We start from the raw sequence: 13,744 nt of genomic DNA, 5'->3' as shown, positions 1-13,744 counted from the left end.
CGCTTGAGTACTGACTTAAAACGCACACTGCGCTTTACCAAAATGCATGGGGCAGGCAATGACTTTATTGTGCTCAATGGCATCGATCAGGATCTCAGCACCATTACTAAAGAGGAATGGCGTCAGCTAGCCCATCGCCAATTTGGCATTGGGGCCGATCAAATTCTGTTGATTGAAAAAGCAACTCGCTCTGATGCTGACTTTCGGTATCGTATTTTTAATTCCGATGGTGGCGAAGTTGAGCAATGCGGCAATGGTTCGCGCTGCTTCGTGCGCTATGTATTGGATAAAAAGCTATCGAGCAAAAACCCACTGCGGGTAGAAGTTGCGCATACGGTCTTGACACTCGAGGCGCTTCCCGATGGACAAGTCCAAGTCGATATGGGAGCGCCCATCTTTGAACACGATCGCATTCCATTTCACGCTGAAAATTTAGCGAGCAAAATCGAGTTTCATGAAACCCTCTACGCCCTGCCCATTGGTTCAAATCCAGGCGGGCATGATGATTGGATTGGCGTGCTGTCAATGGGTAACCCGCACGCCGTGCAGGTTGTGATGGATGTTGATAGCGCGCCTGTCACCCAAGAGGGCCCGCGCATTGAAAGCCACTCCGCCTTTCCACAGCGCGTGAATGCTGGCTACATGCAAGTACTGAATCGCAATGCCATCAAGTTACGCGTCTATGAACGTGGCGCAGGAGAAACCCTGGCATGCGGTACCGGCGCTTGCGCTGCAGTGGTCTCGGGGATTCGCAGAGGCTTGCTTGACTCCCCAGTGCGCGTGCAAACGCACGGAGGGGAGCTGACTATTGCATGGGCCGGAGTTCGCGATGGCGCTGCGCAATCGGTCATCATGACCGGGCCAGCTAGCACCGTCTTTGAGGGCGAATTTACCCTGCCTTGATCCCGTATTGCTTGCGGTAGGCTGTCACGGCCGGAAGGTATTTCTGTAAAGCAGTGTCCTTAGACGCATCGAGGTAGTCCATCAGATTACTCAAATTAGCAATCGCAATCACCGGGATGCCAAACTCGTGCTCAACACTCTGAACCGCAGAGTGCTCACCAATATCGATTGCATTGCCTGAGCGCTCCATTCGATCGAGAGCAATCAAAACCGCTGCAGGCTCTGCACCGGCAGCTCGAATCAATTCCACGGACTCTCGCACGGACGTGCCTGCTGAAATCACATCATCAATAATCACCACCCGGCCCTTAACCGGTGCGCCCACCAAAGTGCCGCCCTCGCCATGGTCTTTTGCCTCTTTGCGGTTGTAAGCAAACGGAACATTTTTATTTTGACTGGCCAAGGCAATTGCGGTTGCGGCAGCCAAGGTGATGCCTTTATAAGCAGGGCCATACAGCATGTCGAATGCAACGCCGGATTCGAGCAAGGCATTGGCGTAGTACTTACCCAAGGCCCCGAGCAAGGCGCCATCACTAAAGCCGCCGGCATTAAAAAAATAAGGGGATTGACGACCGGCTTTGGTTTTAAACTCACCAAACGATAAAACCTGAGCCTCTAGGGCAAAACGGATAAAGTCGAATTGATTTACATTTTTAGAGTTCATAGGCCTCCATGTTACGCATCATTTCAGCGAACCTCAACGGTATCCGTTCTGCAGCCAAAAAAGGCTTTATTCCTTGGGCGCTCCAGCAAAAGGCGGACTTCATTTGTATGCAAGAACTCAAGGCCCAAGAGCCCGATCTGGATGAAGACCTCATGCGCCCCGGCGATCTGCTGGGCTTCTTTCACTGTGCCGAGAAAAAAGGCTACAGCGGCTGCGGGATCTATACCCCGCACCAACCGGATGACATCATTTACGGTTTTGGTAATCCCGAGTTTGATGCCGAGGGACGTTACGTTGAGGCCCGCTATAAAACCCTTTCGGTTATCTCGGTGTACATGCCTTCCGGCTCCAGCTCGCCAGAGCGCCAGGAAGCCAAGTTTCGTTACCTTGAGGCATTCATGCCCCATCTGATTGCACTCAAGCGCAGTGGCCGTGAAATCGTCCTATGCGGGGATGTCAACATTGCGCACCACGAGGCGGATTTAAAGAACTGGAAAGGCAATCTAAAGAATTCCGGATTTTTACCGGAAGAGCGTGCTTGGTTAACGCGTCTCTTTGGCGAAATTGGATACGTCGACGTTTATCGCAAACTCGAACCCGATACGACCGATGCCTGCTACACCTGGTGGAGCCAGCGAGGTCAAGCCTACGCCAAGAACGTCGGGTGGCGGATTGATTACCAGATCGCGACTGCGAAAATTGCGGCATCAGCTAAAACGACTTCCATCTTCAAGCAAGAGCGCTTCTCGGATCATGCGCCCTTAGTCGTCGACTATGACTGGTCGATTTAATCGATAGGGATCGTCGCTGATTCCTGTTTTTTGAATTGCACTAAATTGAAATGAATCACCAGCCAGATTAGTAAAAGCACTGGCACACCAATAATGGCGGTGCTAATAAAAAAGATAGGGTATCCAAAGGCATCCACAAACACCCCAGAAAATCCGGCCAACCATTTTGGTGCCAAGAGCATCATCGAGCTGAATAAGGCGTATTGGGTTGCTGAATACTGGATGTTCGTTAATGAGGATAAAAATGCAATAAAGGCTGCAGTCGCAATTCCAGAGCTGAGGTTGTCTGCAGAAATAACCCAAACCAATCCAGTCAAATCATGGCCTTGGGTTGCCAGCCAAGCAAAGAGTAGATTACTAACGGCAGATAAAACGGCTCCCAAAAACAAAATGCGCATCACCCCAAACCGGAGTGCCAATACGCCGCCAATAAAGGCGCCAAGCAAGGTCATGATCACGCCAAACACTTTGCTCACTGCGGCCACTTCATCTTTGGTGTAGCCCATGTCTACATAAAATGGATTTGCCATAATCCCCATCACAATGTCACTAATCCGATAGATTGCGATTAGTCCTAAGATGACAATGGCATGCCAACCGTAGCGGGTAATGAATTCTGAAAAAGGTTCAATGAGCGTTTGATGCAACCATGCTTTTGCATTGCGAGCCTTAGCCAACTCAATGCGTGCCGGCTCCTTGCTCAAGAGGGTTGTAATAAGGCCAACGCTAATCGAAAAGGCCATGACCACATAAGCAAATTGCCATGCACTGGCATCGTAGCCCGCGCCTGTCTCAACGCGAGCCGCTAACCACAGCACGCCTGCGCCTGACCAAATCAAGGCAAGGCGATATCCCGTTTGATACGTTGCAGCTAATGCGGCTTGTCGATCACTGTCGGCAGACTCAATCCGGAATGCATCTAGCGCAATGTCTTGTGTCGCAGAGCCAAATGCCACCAGTAAGGCGCACCACACCACTGGGGTAATCGCAAGCTTGGGGTCTAAGCTCGCCATGCCCAATAAGCCAAGAACAATGATAGTTTGGGCAAAGATCAACCAACTGCGACGGCGTCCCAGCAATCGACCTAAAAACGGAATCGGTAGGCGATCCACTAAAGGGGCCCATAACCACTTGCCTGCATAGATCAGGCCAATCCAGGTGAGGTAACCAATGGTGCTGCGATCAATGCCCGCTTCTCGCAACCAAAAACTCAGCGTGCCTAGGACGAGTAGAAGTGGGAGCCCCGCAGAAAAACCCAAGAACAGCATCCGCAGGCAAGGCCATTCCAGGTAAACCCGAAAATCACTTGCCCAAGAACGGATTGAATTAAGTGCCACGAATACGGTAAATGGCTAAGCTGCCCAGTAGATTAGCGGCCCAGGTGATTGGGCGGCCTTCGTGCAAAACAACGCGATCCAAAATGTCTAATCCCAGTCGGTGTGCCAGCCCCTCAAAATCAGCAATGGTTAAAACACGCACATTGGGCGTATCAAACCAAGCGTAGGGCAGCGACTTAGATACGGGCATGTGTCCCATTGCAACGGCGAGGCGATGCGACCAATGGCCGAAATTCGGGAAGGAGATGACGCACTCTTTTCCGACGCGAACGATTTCAGAAAGAATTTTTTCAGTCTGGTGAATCGTTTGTACGGTTTGCGATAACACAACCGTATCAAAACTTTTATCTTCAAAGAGAGCTAAACCCCCTTCCAAATCCTGCTGAATCACATTGAGGCCTTTTTGCACGCAGGCCAATACTCTTTGGTCATCGATCTCAACACCATAGGCATGCACCGGTTTTTGGGTTTGCAAAAAAGCCAAAAAGCTGCCATCTCCACAACCCAAGTCGAGCACTTGGCTTTGCGGCGCAACCCAGTTGGCAATCGCGGCAAAATCAGCGCGCATCATGGCAGCACCTCAGCAATTTTTTTGAAATAAGCACGCACTAAATTATGGTACCGGGCATCATCTAACAAAAATGCATCATGCCCATGCGGCGCATCAATCTCGGCATACGATACCTCGCGCTTATTGCTAAGCAGGGCCTCAACAATTTCCCTGCTGCGATTGGGCGGAAAGCGCCAATCGGTTGAAAAACTAATGATCAGAAACTGGGCTTGTACTTCAGCTAGGGCACGACTCAAACTACCTCCATAGCGGCGCGCAGGATCAAAATAATCTAAGGCGCGGGTGATGAGAAGATAAGTATTGGCATCAAAGTAGCTCGAAAACTTGTCGCCTTGATAGCGCAAGTAACTCTCAACCTCAAACTCCACATCAAAACTAAAGCGATACTCATCGGGCGCGCCAGCCGGGCGTTGCAACTCCCGTCCAAACTTTTCAGCCATGTCATCGTCTGACAGATAAGTAATGTGGCCAACCATACGGGCCAGGCGCAAACCACTTTTGGGTACCACGCCATGGGCGTAGTAGTTGCCGCCATGAAAATCGGGATCCGACAAAATGGCATTGCGCGCCACTTCATTAAACGCAATATTCTGAGCGCTCAATTTGGGGGTCGATGCAATCACGATGCAGTGCCCTAGGCGCTTGGGAAACTGAATCGCCCACGCCATTGCCTGCATGCCGCCTAAGCTGCCGCCCATGACAGCAGCAAAGCGACGAATACCTAATTTATCGGCTAGTCTGGCTTGCGTATTGACCCAATCCTCTACCGTCACTACCGGGAAATCTGCCCCATAGGGCTTATTGGTTTCGGGATTCACGCTCATGGGTCCTGTGGAGCCGAAGCACGAACCTAAATTGTTAACGCCGATCACAAAAAAACGATTGGTGTCGATTGGCTTTCCTGGCCCAATCATGTTGTCCCACCAGCCGATATCCGATGGATTTTCTGGATCAGGTCCAGCTACGTGATGCGATGCATTGAGTGCATGGCAAATCAAAATGGCATTACTCTTATCGCTATTGAGCTTACCGTAGGTTTCAATAACTAGGTTGTAATTACTGAGAATCGCTCCACTTTGTAAGGGTAGGGATTCTGCAAAATGGATGGTATTTCGTGAGAGATGGAGATCACTCATTCTGCAAGCAAGATACGAAGGCTAATCTCGGATGCCTCAGTTGGCAACTTTTTAAAACCGCTGCGCGCAAAGCGATGCCAGCGGCCCAGCACAAAGCTCATTAATAAAGCAGCACGAACCGCAACGTCATCTTGGCCTGCATTTCCTGGCGCACTACCTTGTGACTGGCCAATACGCAGGGATTGTTTGAGGGATGCCTCTACTCGGTCGAGCACTTGAGAAATGCGATCCTGCAGGCGATCATCTTCCTGGAGTAAGGCATCGCCCAACAGCACGCGCGTCATGCCCGGATTTTTTTCCGCAAACACCAAGAGCATTTGCAAAATGCCACGGGTCTGCGCCAAACCCGACTCTTCTTTTTGATTGATCTGGTTAATTAAACCAAAGACGGTCTGCTCGATAAAAGCGATGAGGCCCTCAAACATCTGCGCCTTACTTGCAAAATGGCGATACAGCGCAGCCTCAGAGACATCAATTTTCGCTGCCAATGCAGCAGTGGTTACGCGCTCACCCCGTGGGTTTTGCAGCATCTCCGCCAGCACTTGCAAGATTTGCAAGCGACGTTCACCCGGACGCGGCCGCTTGCGCGTCTTTTCTTCTGCTGGCGCTTCTGCGCTCACATCGTCGTTGGGTGGTTTTGTGCTCATGACTGATTAATGTACCACTTACCGAGAACGAATCATCGTGCCAAATGCTTGCTCAGTCAGAATTTCCAACAAGAGGGAATGCTCGATGCGGCCATCAATAATGTGCACGGAGTTCACGCCACTCTTTGCGGCATCCAACGCCGATGAAATCTTGGGCAGCATTCCGCCCGAAATGGTTCCATCGGCAAATAAACCATCGATTTCACGGGCAGTCAAATCGGTTAATAAATTACCGCTTTTATCCATGACGCCAGGAATATTGGTCATCATGACCAATTTTTCAGCACCCAGTATTTCAGCCATTTTGCCAGCCACGAGATCGGCATTGATATTGAATGCCTGACCCTGTGCACTAAAACCAATTGGCGATATCACTGGAATGAAGGCATCGTCTTGCAGGGCCTTTACAACTGCCGGATTAATGGCCTCGATTTCGCCTACGAAACCCAGATCAATGGTCGCGCCCGCCTTTTTTTCGTCCGCGACCAACATCTTGCGCGCATGAATCAAACCACCATCTTTGCCGGTGAGGCCTACTGCCTGACCACCAAAGTGATTAATCAACATCACAATGTCTTGCTGCACTTCGCCGCCCAGAACCCACTCCACCACTTCCATGGTTTCTTCATCGGTTACGCGCATGCCTTGAATAAAGGTGCCTGTCTTACCAATCTTTTTTAGGGCTTCATCAATCTGCGGACCGCCACCATGCACCACGACTGGGTTCATGCCAACGAGCTTGAGCAAGATAACGTCGCGTGCAAAACTTTCTTTTAGGCGCTCTTCCACCATAGCGTTCCCGCCGTACTTAATCACGATGGTCTTGCCATGGTACTGACGGATATACGGCAGCGCTTCTGCCAATATTTCCGCTTTCAATAAGGGGGAAATATCCGCAATGGTTGGCATTGGTTTAGTCATTCCGAAATGAGGGTACTAGTAGAGTTAGTAAAAGTTAATCGCCGAATAATTTTTGACGCAGCTCGCGGCGCTCTTGCGCTTCGAGCGATAAGTTGGCAGTAGGGCGCGCGATTAAGCGGGACAAGCCAATCGGCTCACCGGTCTCTTCGCACCAACCATATTCACCGGACTCAATACGAGCCAATGCTTGCTCGACTTTTTTGAGCAGCTTGCGCTCACGGTCGCGAGTACGCAGTTCGAGTGCGTGCTCTTCTTCGATGGTGGCGCGATCGGCTGGATCGGGAACCAAAATATTCTCACGCAAGTGCTCGGTTGTTTCTGAAGCATTCTTCAGCAGATCCTCTTTCAGGGTTGCCAGCTTTAAGCGAAAGAATGCGAGCTGAGCCTTGTTCATATAGTCTTTTTCAGACATTTTGAGTAACTCTGCATCGGTCAGCGGAACCGCTTTTGAGGATGCCGTCGATTTGCCAGCAGTTTTCGCGCTAGCGCCCGCCGCTGCCTTGGGGCTCTTCGAGCTGGGTGTTTTTACCGTCATGTCATTCTTTCCATGGATTTGGAGCACTATTGCCCCATTCTGCCAAAGTTTTGCTACTACTCACTACTGTTTTACTGCCAATTTGTTACCTCAAGCGAATCAGGCCTGTGGCGGCGGATTGTACTACGCCAAACACCCTTCTAGTCCAGCCATTAGGGTATCTTTGGGTAAATCAATGCCAATAAAGACCATCCGGGTTTGCTTGGGCTCTGCACCCCAAAGGCCGGCCATATCGCTGCCCATCATTTGGTGCACCCCCTGAAACACCACTTTGCGATTACTGCCCTTCACATACAGCACCCCTTTATAGCGCAGCATCTTCTCACCAAAGACCTCCAAAATACCGCCCAAGAAGTCTTCTAATTTTTTGTGGTCAAAGGGACGATCGCTCCTAAATACAAATGACTGAATGCGGTCAGTATGTCCATGGTGTCCATGGTGTTGGTGTGTGTCGTGGCTGTGATCGTGCCCACAGGTGGCGTGATCATGGTCGTGACTATGGTCATGCCCGCAATCATCGTGGTTGTGGTCTTCCTGTTCCAAAAAGTGGGGGTCAATGTCTAATTTCGCATTGAGATTGAATCCCTTTAAATCCAGCACTTCATTGAGTGGCACCACCCCCTTGGAAATCGCCTTAATTGGTGCACGGGGGTTCATGTGCATGAGCCGGGCGCGCAGTGCCGCGACCTCGGCATCCGTTACGAGATCAGTCTTGGTAATAAAAATTTGGTCTGCAAAGCCGACTTGGCGCTGCGCCTCCTCATGCTCGCTCAGCTGCTGCTGACCGTGCTTGGCGTCCACTAGGGTCACAATTGCATCAAGCACGTAGTGATCGGCGACGTCATCGTCCATAAAAAAGGTTTGGGCTACTGGCCCAGGATTGGCAACCCCGGTGGTTTCGATCACTACTCGCTCGAACTGAATTTTCTTATCGCGGCGCTGCTCCCACAGCTGATTCAAGGCCTCCACCAAATCGCCCCGAATCGTGCAACAAATACAACCATTGCTCATTTGCACAATTTGTTCTTGACTCTCTTGGACCAGAATATCGTTATCGATGTTCTCTTCGCCAAACTCGTTTTCAATCACCGCAATTTTTTTGCCGTGCTGCTCGGTCAAGATGTGCTTTAAAAGGGTGGTTTTGCCGCTTCCTAAGAAGCCAGTCAGAATGGTGACGGGAATTAATGCCATGATCGTATTGCTTTCGCTATGTCAGATGCCGTTGTAAAAAGTGGTTTTGCGTAAGTTAATGGTGACTAACCCATCATCTTACCGAGTTCCGAGGACATCGTTGCTGGGATTTACTTTGCCTGCCCTGCCTTCGCACGAGGATGCGCTAAATCATAGGCTTGCGCGAGGTGCTGAAAATCCAAGGCGGTATAAATTTGGGTACTGGCAATACTGGCGTGCCCCAGCATTTCCTGGACTGCCCGCAGGTCATGGGATGACTGCAGGACGTGGCTAGCAAAGCTATGGCGCATCATGTGCGGGTGAACATGGGTTGGCAGGCCGGCGCGGATCGCTAAGCTGCGCAAGCGTGCCTGAACGGTTCTAGGCGATAGGCGCGCTTCTCTGCTACCCAAAAACAATGCGGGTGTAGCCTGCGCAGGCTGCAGCTGCTGCCGTATCTCGAGCCATGCTCTAAGCGAGCTCATCGCCGCCGTTCCAACTGGCACACTTCTGCGCTTGCCGCCTTTACCTAAAACCGTCACTTCCGCTGAATCCCAATCCAACCAACCCGCAGATTCATATGCGCGGTCCTGGCTGGGGGCCACATCAATCCCCAAAAGCTCGGATAAGCGCAGACCAGAGGAATACAGCAACTCAATGATGGCGGCATCGCGGACGGTTTCTAAGCCAGGACTGGCTTTGGCCTCGAGGATCGCTTGATTAATTAATGCCAGCGCTTGCTCGACCGACAAGGCTTTGGGCAATGCTCGCGCCCGCTTGGGCGCCTTTACATCGTCTACTGGATTTGCTTTTAACGTTGGCTGATCCTGCTTCTGGGATAGCCAGTCGTACCAACCTCGCCACGCTGACAAGGTGCGTGCAATGGTTCTGGGTGATTTGCCCTTGGAGTGCAAGCGAGCTGCCCAGCGACGAATATGGCCATTCGTAACTGCAGTTAAATCTAAACCATCCTCCTGAGCCGACTGGTGCAGCTCCGATAAATCGGCTTGATAGGCTTTGATAGTGTGGGGAGAAAGTTGCCGCAATACATGCAGCTCGTGCAAATAGGCCTGCACCTGGGGGTGCAGCTCAGCCGATGGGGGCTTCATACGCTCCAACTCGGTCTAGGGCGGCTGCAGTGAGTTGCGCAATCTGCTGCAGATAAAACGCGCCCATGTCCACAGTAAAACGAGTGGCATCGTGGCTCGCTAAGAGCAGCACAGCAGGTGAGTGATCCTGCAAGGGTAAGCCAATCGCCACCATGCTTTGCCATGCGGCATCCAATGGAAGTGACTGCGAGAGTAGATCAATATCCGCTTGGGGCAAGTCAGCAAGCGGACCACACAAGGGCTTTGCAACCCAAGGGGCATAGGCCGCATTGGGACTCAGAATGCGCACTGCATCCACTTCAAATACCTGTGCAAGGCCTGCCGTAACCGCAAGCTCGACATCGGCTTGACTGCTTGCTTTCATGAGCATCAGCAACCAGGCGACTAGGCCTTGTTGGGTTTTGTCATTGCGACTACCAAAATGTAGCATCTCGCTTAGGCGACGATTGAGTTCGGTATTTTGATTGCGCAACAAGGACATCTGACGCTCTTGCAAGGAGATAGCGCGGTCTTCGTGAGGGTGCTTTAAACGGATGTCATTTAACAAGTCAGCATAGCGCTCAAAAAATCCCGGGGTTGCGCGCAGCCATTCTGCTACGAGGGCTTCTTGTTCTGCTTGGGTTGAATCGATTTCACTCATGCTTATTCCTAGCTCAATTTTTTACGCAGCAACGCATTCACTTGCTGGGGATTTGCCTTGCCTTGCGATGCCTTCATCACCTGCCCGACGAGGGCATTAAATGCTTTTTCTTTGCCCGCACGAAACTCGTCAACAAATGCGCTATTGGCCTGCATGACTTGGTCGATCAGAGTCTCGAGTTCGCCACTATCGCTAATTTGCTTTAAGCCCTTTGACTCAATAATCGAATCTACCGTGCTCTTGAGCTGACCCTCTAACGCCTCTTTCCATAAGTCGGCAAAAATATCTTTCGCAATCTTGTTAGAGATGGTTCCATCGGCCACACGGCTGAGTAGTGGGGCCAGCTGCGCTGCATTTAAGGGCGAATCGGCTGCCGACATGCCGGCCCGATTTAAGGTCGAGGCAAAGTCACCCGTCATCCAGTTGGCTACTGCCTTTGCCAAGGGCTTACCCAGTATGGCTAACAACTCTTCAAAGAGTGTTGCCGTGGCACGATCTTGCGTTAACAACTCGGCATCGTAGAGACTCAAACCAAATGCATCTTGCCACTGCTGTTTTAGATGCGCTGGTAGGGCTGGCATAGTCGAGCGAATCGAATCAATCCAAGCCTCATCAATCACTAGTGGTAATAAATCGGGGTCTGGGAAATAGCGGTAATCTTGCGCATCTTCTTTACTGCGCATGCTGCGTGTCTCTTGCTTGTCCGGATCATACAAACGCGTTTCTTGCACCACTGTGCCGCCGTCTTCGATTAGCTCAATCTGCCGACGGACTTCGTATTGAATCGCCTCTTCTAAAAAACGGAATGAGTTTAAATTCTTAATTTCGCAGCGGGTGCCAAACGCCTCCTGCCCCACAGGGCGTACCGATACGTTGGCATCACATCGAAACGAACCCTCTTGCATATTGCCATCGCATACCCCAAGCCACACTACCAGACTATGTAAGGTTTTTGCATACGCCACTGCCTCGGCAGCGCTACGCATGACTGGCTCCGTCACAATTTCTAACAGCGGGGTGCCAGCGCGATTTAAATCAATGCCGCTGGAGGGCTCGCCATGCGGACCAATAAAATCCTCGTGGACTGATTTGCCGGCATCTTCTTCTAAATGTGCGCGGGTTAACTCAATTACTTTCGTGGTGTCACCAACAACAATTTCTAAGTGGCCGCCCAAGACAACTGGAATCTCATACTGGCTAATCTGATAGCCTTTGGGAAGATCAGGATAAAAATAATTTTTCCGCGCAAAGATACTCACGGGTGCAATTGCTGCATCGATTGCCAAACCAAAGCGAATGGCATGCTCGACTGCTTGGCGATTTAAAACTGGCAGCACGCCCGGTAACGCTAAATCAACCGGGCAAGCTTGTGTATTCACGTCGGCACCAAACTGCGTGCTCGCGCCACTGAAAATTTTGGATTCAGTACGCAGTTGAGTATGCGTCTCCAGACCAATCACAACCTCCCACTGCATTACAGCACCTCGCTAGGTTGGCGCAGGTGCCAATCGGTGGCCTGCTGGAACTGATGCGCCACCTGCAAGAGTCGCGCTTCTGAAAAATAGTTACCGATCAGTTGCATACCGATCGGTAAGTCTTGACTAAATCCACAGGGAACGCTCATCGCCGGCAAGCCGGCGAGATTGGTAGACAAGGTATAAATATCGGCAAGATACATTTGCAAGGGATCGTTTGATTTTTCACCAAACTTCCAAGCAACGTCTGGCGTGACGGGGCCCAGAATGAGGTCACACTGCGCAAAAGCAGTTTGGAAATCGGCAGCGATGATGCGCCGAATACGCTGGGCTTGCAAGTAATAGGCATCGTAGTAGCCATGCGATAAGACATAACTACCAATTAAGATACGGCGTTTCACCTCCGAGCCAAAACCTTCGGTCCGTGATTTTTTATACATCTCGGATAAATCACGGTATTCATTCGTGCGATGACCATAGCGAACACCGTCAAAGCGACTTAAATTACTCGATGCCTCGGCTGGGGCCAGTACGTAATAAACCGGGATCGAGAGTTTTGTTTTCGGCAGACTAACCTCAACCAAAGTTGCGCCGAGGGCCTGCAATTGATTTGCGCCCTCACGCACCGACTTTGCGACGCCATCTGCCAAGCCTTCGGCGAAGAATTCAACCGGTAGGCCCACACGCAATCCGCTTAAAGGTTTTGCTGCTGCGGCGCTAGCGTCCCATGCTGTATTTAGATAACGACCATAGTCCTCGCCCGAATCGGCCAAGGATGTTGAATCCCGTGGATCATGGTGGGACATTGCGCTTAGCAATAGAGCGCAGTCTTCGGCGGTTTTCCCAATCGGGCCCGCCTGATCTAAGGAAGATGCGTAGGCAATCATGCCGTACCGGGATACCCGCCCATAACTGGGCTTAATCCCGGTGAGACCACACAGAGCGGCCGGCTGACGAATCGAGCCGCCGGTATCAGTACCCGTTGCTATCGGCGCTAAGCCAGCAGCGACTGCAGCGGCAGAGCCGCCGGATGATCCGCCCGCCACATAGGCTGGATTCCACGGGTTAAGAACGGGACCAAAAGCTGAATTTTCGTTGGAGGAGCCCATCGCAAACTCATCCATATTGGCCTTGCCCAAACAAACCATGCCAGCGCCATTTGGGTTTTGCTCACTGGGCATGCCTAAGCGCTCGACTACTGCTGCATCAAACGGGCTTTGATAACCAAGCAGCATCTTTGAAGCGGCGGTGGATTTCCAGCCGCGCGTGACAAAAACATCCTTATGGGCCAAGGGGATACCGGTTAACTGACCGGCCTTGCCAGCTGCCCGAATGCGGTCGGCGCTGGCAGCCTGCTCCAGGGTTAAGTCTGGATTGACGTCCAAGAAGGCATTCCAGCACGCGCCGGCCTGAATGCGCGAGAGGAAATGGCTTGCCAGCTCAACGCTGGAGACTGTTTTGGCTTCCAGCGCCTTTGCCAGCATTGCTACTGAAGACAGATGCCAGCTCATTCAATCACCCTTGGGACCAAAAAATAGCCATTTTGCTGGGCCGGAGCTGACTGCATATTCTGCTCGCGGTTATTCACCTCGGTAACCTGGTCTGGGCGTAGTGGCTGCGCTAAATCGCGCAAAAATAGAATCGGGTGCGCCAGAGGAGCGAAATTACTGGTATCGACCGCCTGCATCTCCTCCACTAAGGAAAAAATGGCCTGCAATTGGGGCAAAACAAGCTCTGCTTCTGCTTGGCTTAACTCCAGGCGGGAGAGGTGCGCTATGCGCTGAACATCATCAAGTTTCATGGGGCGCTAGGGTATCATTGATCTGTATTTTCATTAACTCTACT

15 protein-coding genes are annotated in these 13,744 nt (G+C 51.4%); 2 read left to right on the top strand and 13 right to left on the bottom strand.

Going from position 1 to position 13,744, the window contains the following annotated elements; all coding sequences use genetic code 11:
• The first annotated feature begins 42 nt into the window (after nt 1–42).
• Nucleotides 43–903 (top strand): diaminopimelate epimerase, encoded by an 861-nt coding sequence (dapF, locus tag Q8M75_RS03290; protein WP_305488151.1) that lies wholly within the window; start codon nt 43–45, stop codon nt 901–903.
• On the opposite strand, the gene pyrE is transcribed toward dapF, so the two are convergent.
• Entirely contained in the window at nt 890–1,567 is a 678-nt protein-coding gene (gene pyrE / locus Q8M75_RS03285; RefSeq protein ID WP_305486136.1) for an orotate phosphoribosyltransferase, read from the bottom strand. The genes dapF and pyrE overlap by 14 nt on opposite strands.
• Before the next feature lie 8 nt (nt 1,568–1,575).
• Between pyrE and Q8M75_RS03280 the strand changes: the two genes are divergently transcribed.
• On the top strand, nt 1,576–2,358 hold the full coding sequence (locus tag Q8M75_RS03280; protein ID WP_305486134.1) for an exodeoxyribonuclease III: 783 nt from the start codon (nt 1,576–1,578) through the stop codon (nt 2,356–2,358).
• Here the strand turns inward: Q8M75_RS03280 and Q8M75_RS03275 are convergent.
• The 12 genes from Q8M75_RS03275 to gatC form a co-directional block, all read right to left on the bottom strand.
• Nucleotides 2,355–3,695 carry an AmpG family muropeptide MFS transporter gene (locus tag Q8M75_RS03275; protein ID WP_371131741.1) on the bottom strand — a complete coding sequence of 447 codons (1,341 nt, stop codon included), beginning with the start codon at nt 3,693–3,695 and terminating at the stop codon, nt 2,355–2,357. The genes Q8M75_RS03280 and Q8M75_RS03275 overlap by 4 nt on opposite strands.
• Nucleotides 3,685–4,266, bottom strand: coding sequence for a methionine biosynthesis protein MetW (gene metW / locus Q8M75_RS03270; protein WP_108469886.1), 582 nt, complete (start codon nt 4,264–4,266; stop codon nt 3,685–3,687). The genes Q8M75_RS03275 and metW overlap by 11 nt, the downstream gene beginning before the upstream one ends.
• A complete protein-coding gene (locus tag Q8M75_RS03265; protein ID WP_305486131.1) occupies nt 4,263–5,402 on the bottom strand; it encodes a homoserine O-acetyltransferase in 1,140 nt (379 codons plus the stop codon). Before Q8M75_RS03265 ends, metW begins: the two co-directional genes overlap by 4 nt.
• Nucleotides 5,399–6,049: a nucleoid occlusion factor SlmA gene (gene slmA / locus Q8M75_RS03260; RefSeq protein WP_305486129.1), complete on the bottom strand. Its 651-nt coding sequence runs from the start codon at nt 6,047–6,049 to the stop codon at nt 5,399–5,401. Before slmA ends, Q8M75_RS03265 begins: the two co-directional genes overlap by 4 nt.
• An 18-nt stretch (nt 6,050–6,067) precedes the next feature.
• Nucleotides 6,068–6,958, bottom strand: a complete 891-nt coding sequence (gene argB / locus Q8M75_RS03255; RefSeq protein WP_371131739.1) for an acetylglutamate kinase — start codon at nt 6,956–6,958, stop codon at nt 6,068–6,070.
• Nucleotides 6,959–7,004: 46 nt separating this feature from the next.
• Nucleotides 7,005–7,505 (bottom strand): RNA polymerase-binding protein DksA, encoded by a 501-nt coding sequence (dksA, locus tag Q8M75_RS03250; protein ID WP_305488148.1) that lies wholly within the window; start codon nt 7,503–7,505, stop codon nt 7,005–7,007.
• A 123-nt stretch (nt 7,506–7,628) separates the two neighbouring features.
• Nucleotides 7,629–8,699, bottom strand: a complete 1,071-nt coding sequence (locus Q8M75_RS03245) for a GTP-binding protein (RefSeq protein WP_305488147.1) — start codon at nt 8,697–8,699, stop codon at nt 7,629–7,631.
• 107 nt (nt 8,700–8,806) lie between these two features.
• On the bottom strand, nt 8,807–9,784 hold the full coding sequence (locus Q8M75_RS03240) for a tyrosine recombinase XerC (protein ID WP_305486126.1): 978 nt from the start codon (nt 9,782–9,784) through the stop codon (nt 8,807–8,809).
• Nucleotides 9,765–10,424, bottom strand: a complete 660-nt coding sequence (locus tag Q8M75_RS03235; RefSeq protein ID WP_305486123.1) for a DUF484 family protein — start codon at nt 10,422–10,424, stop codon at nt 9,765–9,767. Before Q8M75_RS03235 ends, Q8M75_RS03240 begins: the two co-directional genes overlap by 20 nt.
• Before the next feature lie 8 nt (nt 10,425–10,432).
• Nucleotides 10,433–11,899, bottom strand: a complete 1,467-nt coding sequence (gatB, locus tag Q8M75_RS03230; RefSeq protein WP_305486120.1) for an Asp-tRNA(Asn)/Glu-tRNA(Gln) amidotransferase subunit GatB — start codon at nt 11,897–11,899, stop codon at nt 10,433–10,435.
• Nucleotides 11,899–13,410: an Asp-tRNA(Asn)/Glu-tRNA(Gln) amidotransferase subunit GatA gene (gene gatA / locus Q8M75_RS03225; RefSeq protein WP_305486117.1), complete on the bottom strand. Its 1,512-nt coding sequence runs from the start codon at nt 13,408–13,410 to the stop codon at nt 11,899–11,901. The genes gatB and gatA overlap by 1 nt, the downstream gene beginning before the upstream one ends.
• Nucleotides 13,407–13,700: an Asp-tRNA(Asn)/Glu-tRNA(Gln) amidotransferase subunit GatC gene (gatC, locus tag Q8M75_RS03220; protein WP_305486115.1), complete on the bottom strand. Its 294-nt coding sequence runs from the start codon at nt 13,698–13,700 to the stop codon at nt 13,407–13,409. The genes gatA and gatC overlap by 4 nt, the downstream gene beginning before the upstream one ends.
• Nucleotides 13,701–13,744: the final 44 nt, after the last annotated feature.

The organism is Polynucleobacter sp. (genome assembly GCF_030693775.1).
Classification (GTDB): Bacteria; Pseudomonadota; Gammaproteobacteria; order Burkholderiales; family Burkholderiaceae; genus Polynucleobacter.
This window is presented reverse-complemented; position numbering and strand designations above follow the sequence as displayed.

Coding starts and splice junctions, on each gene's coding strand:
- dapF (WP_305488151.1), top strand. CDS start 43: ATGCATGGGGCAGGCAATGACTTTATTGTGCTCAATGGCATCGATCAG.
- Q8M75_RS03235 (WP_305486123.1), bottom strand. CDS start 10,424: ATGAGTGAAATCGATTCAACCCAAGCAGAACAAGAAGCCCTCGTAGCA.
- Q8M75_RS03240 (WP_305486126.1), bottom strand. CDS start 9,784: ATGAAGCCCCCATCGGCTGAGCTGCACCCCCAGGTGCAGGCCTATTTG.
- Q8M75_RS03265 (WP_305486131.1), bottom strand. CDS start 5,402: ATGAGTGATCTCCATCTCTCACGAAATACCATCCATTTTGCAGAATCC.
- argB (WP_371131739.1), bottom strand. CDS start 6,958: ATGCCAACCATTGCGGATATTTCCCCCTTATTGAAAGCGGAAATATTG.
- gatB (WP_305486120.1), bottom strand. CDS start 11,899: ATGCAGTGGGAGGTTGTGATTGGTCTGGAGACGCATACTCAACTGCGT.
- slmA (WP_305486129.1), bottom strand. CDS start 6,049: ATGAGCACAAAACCACCCAACGACGATGTGAGCGCAGAAGCGCCAGCA.
- gatC (WP_305486115.1), bottom strand. CDS start 13,700: ATGAAACTTGATGATGTTCAGCGCATAGCGCACCTCTCCCGCCTGGAG.
- Q8M75_RS03280 (WP_305486134.1), top strand. CDS start 1,576: ATGTTACGCATCATTTCAGCGAACCTCAACGGTATCCGTTCTGCAGCC.
- gatA (WP_305486117.1), bottom strand. CDS start 13,410: ATGAGCTGGCATCTGTCTTCAGTAGCAATGCTGGCAAAGGCGCTGGAA.
- dksA (WP_305488148.1), bottom strand. CDS start 7,505: ATGACGGTAAAAACACCCAGCTCGAAGAGCCCCAAGGCAGCGGCGGGC.
- pyrE (WP_305486136.1), bottom strand. CDS start 1,567: ATGAACTCTAAAAATGTAAATCAATTCGACTTTATCCGTTTTGCCCTA.
- metW (WP_108469886.1), bottom strand. CDS start 4,266: ATGATGCGCGCTGATTTTGCCGCGATTGCCAACTGGGTTGCGCCGCAA.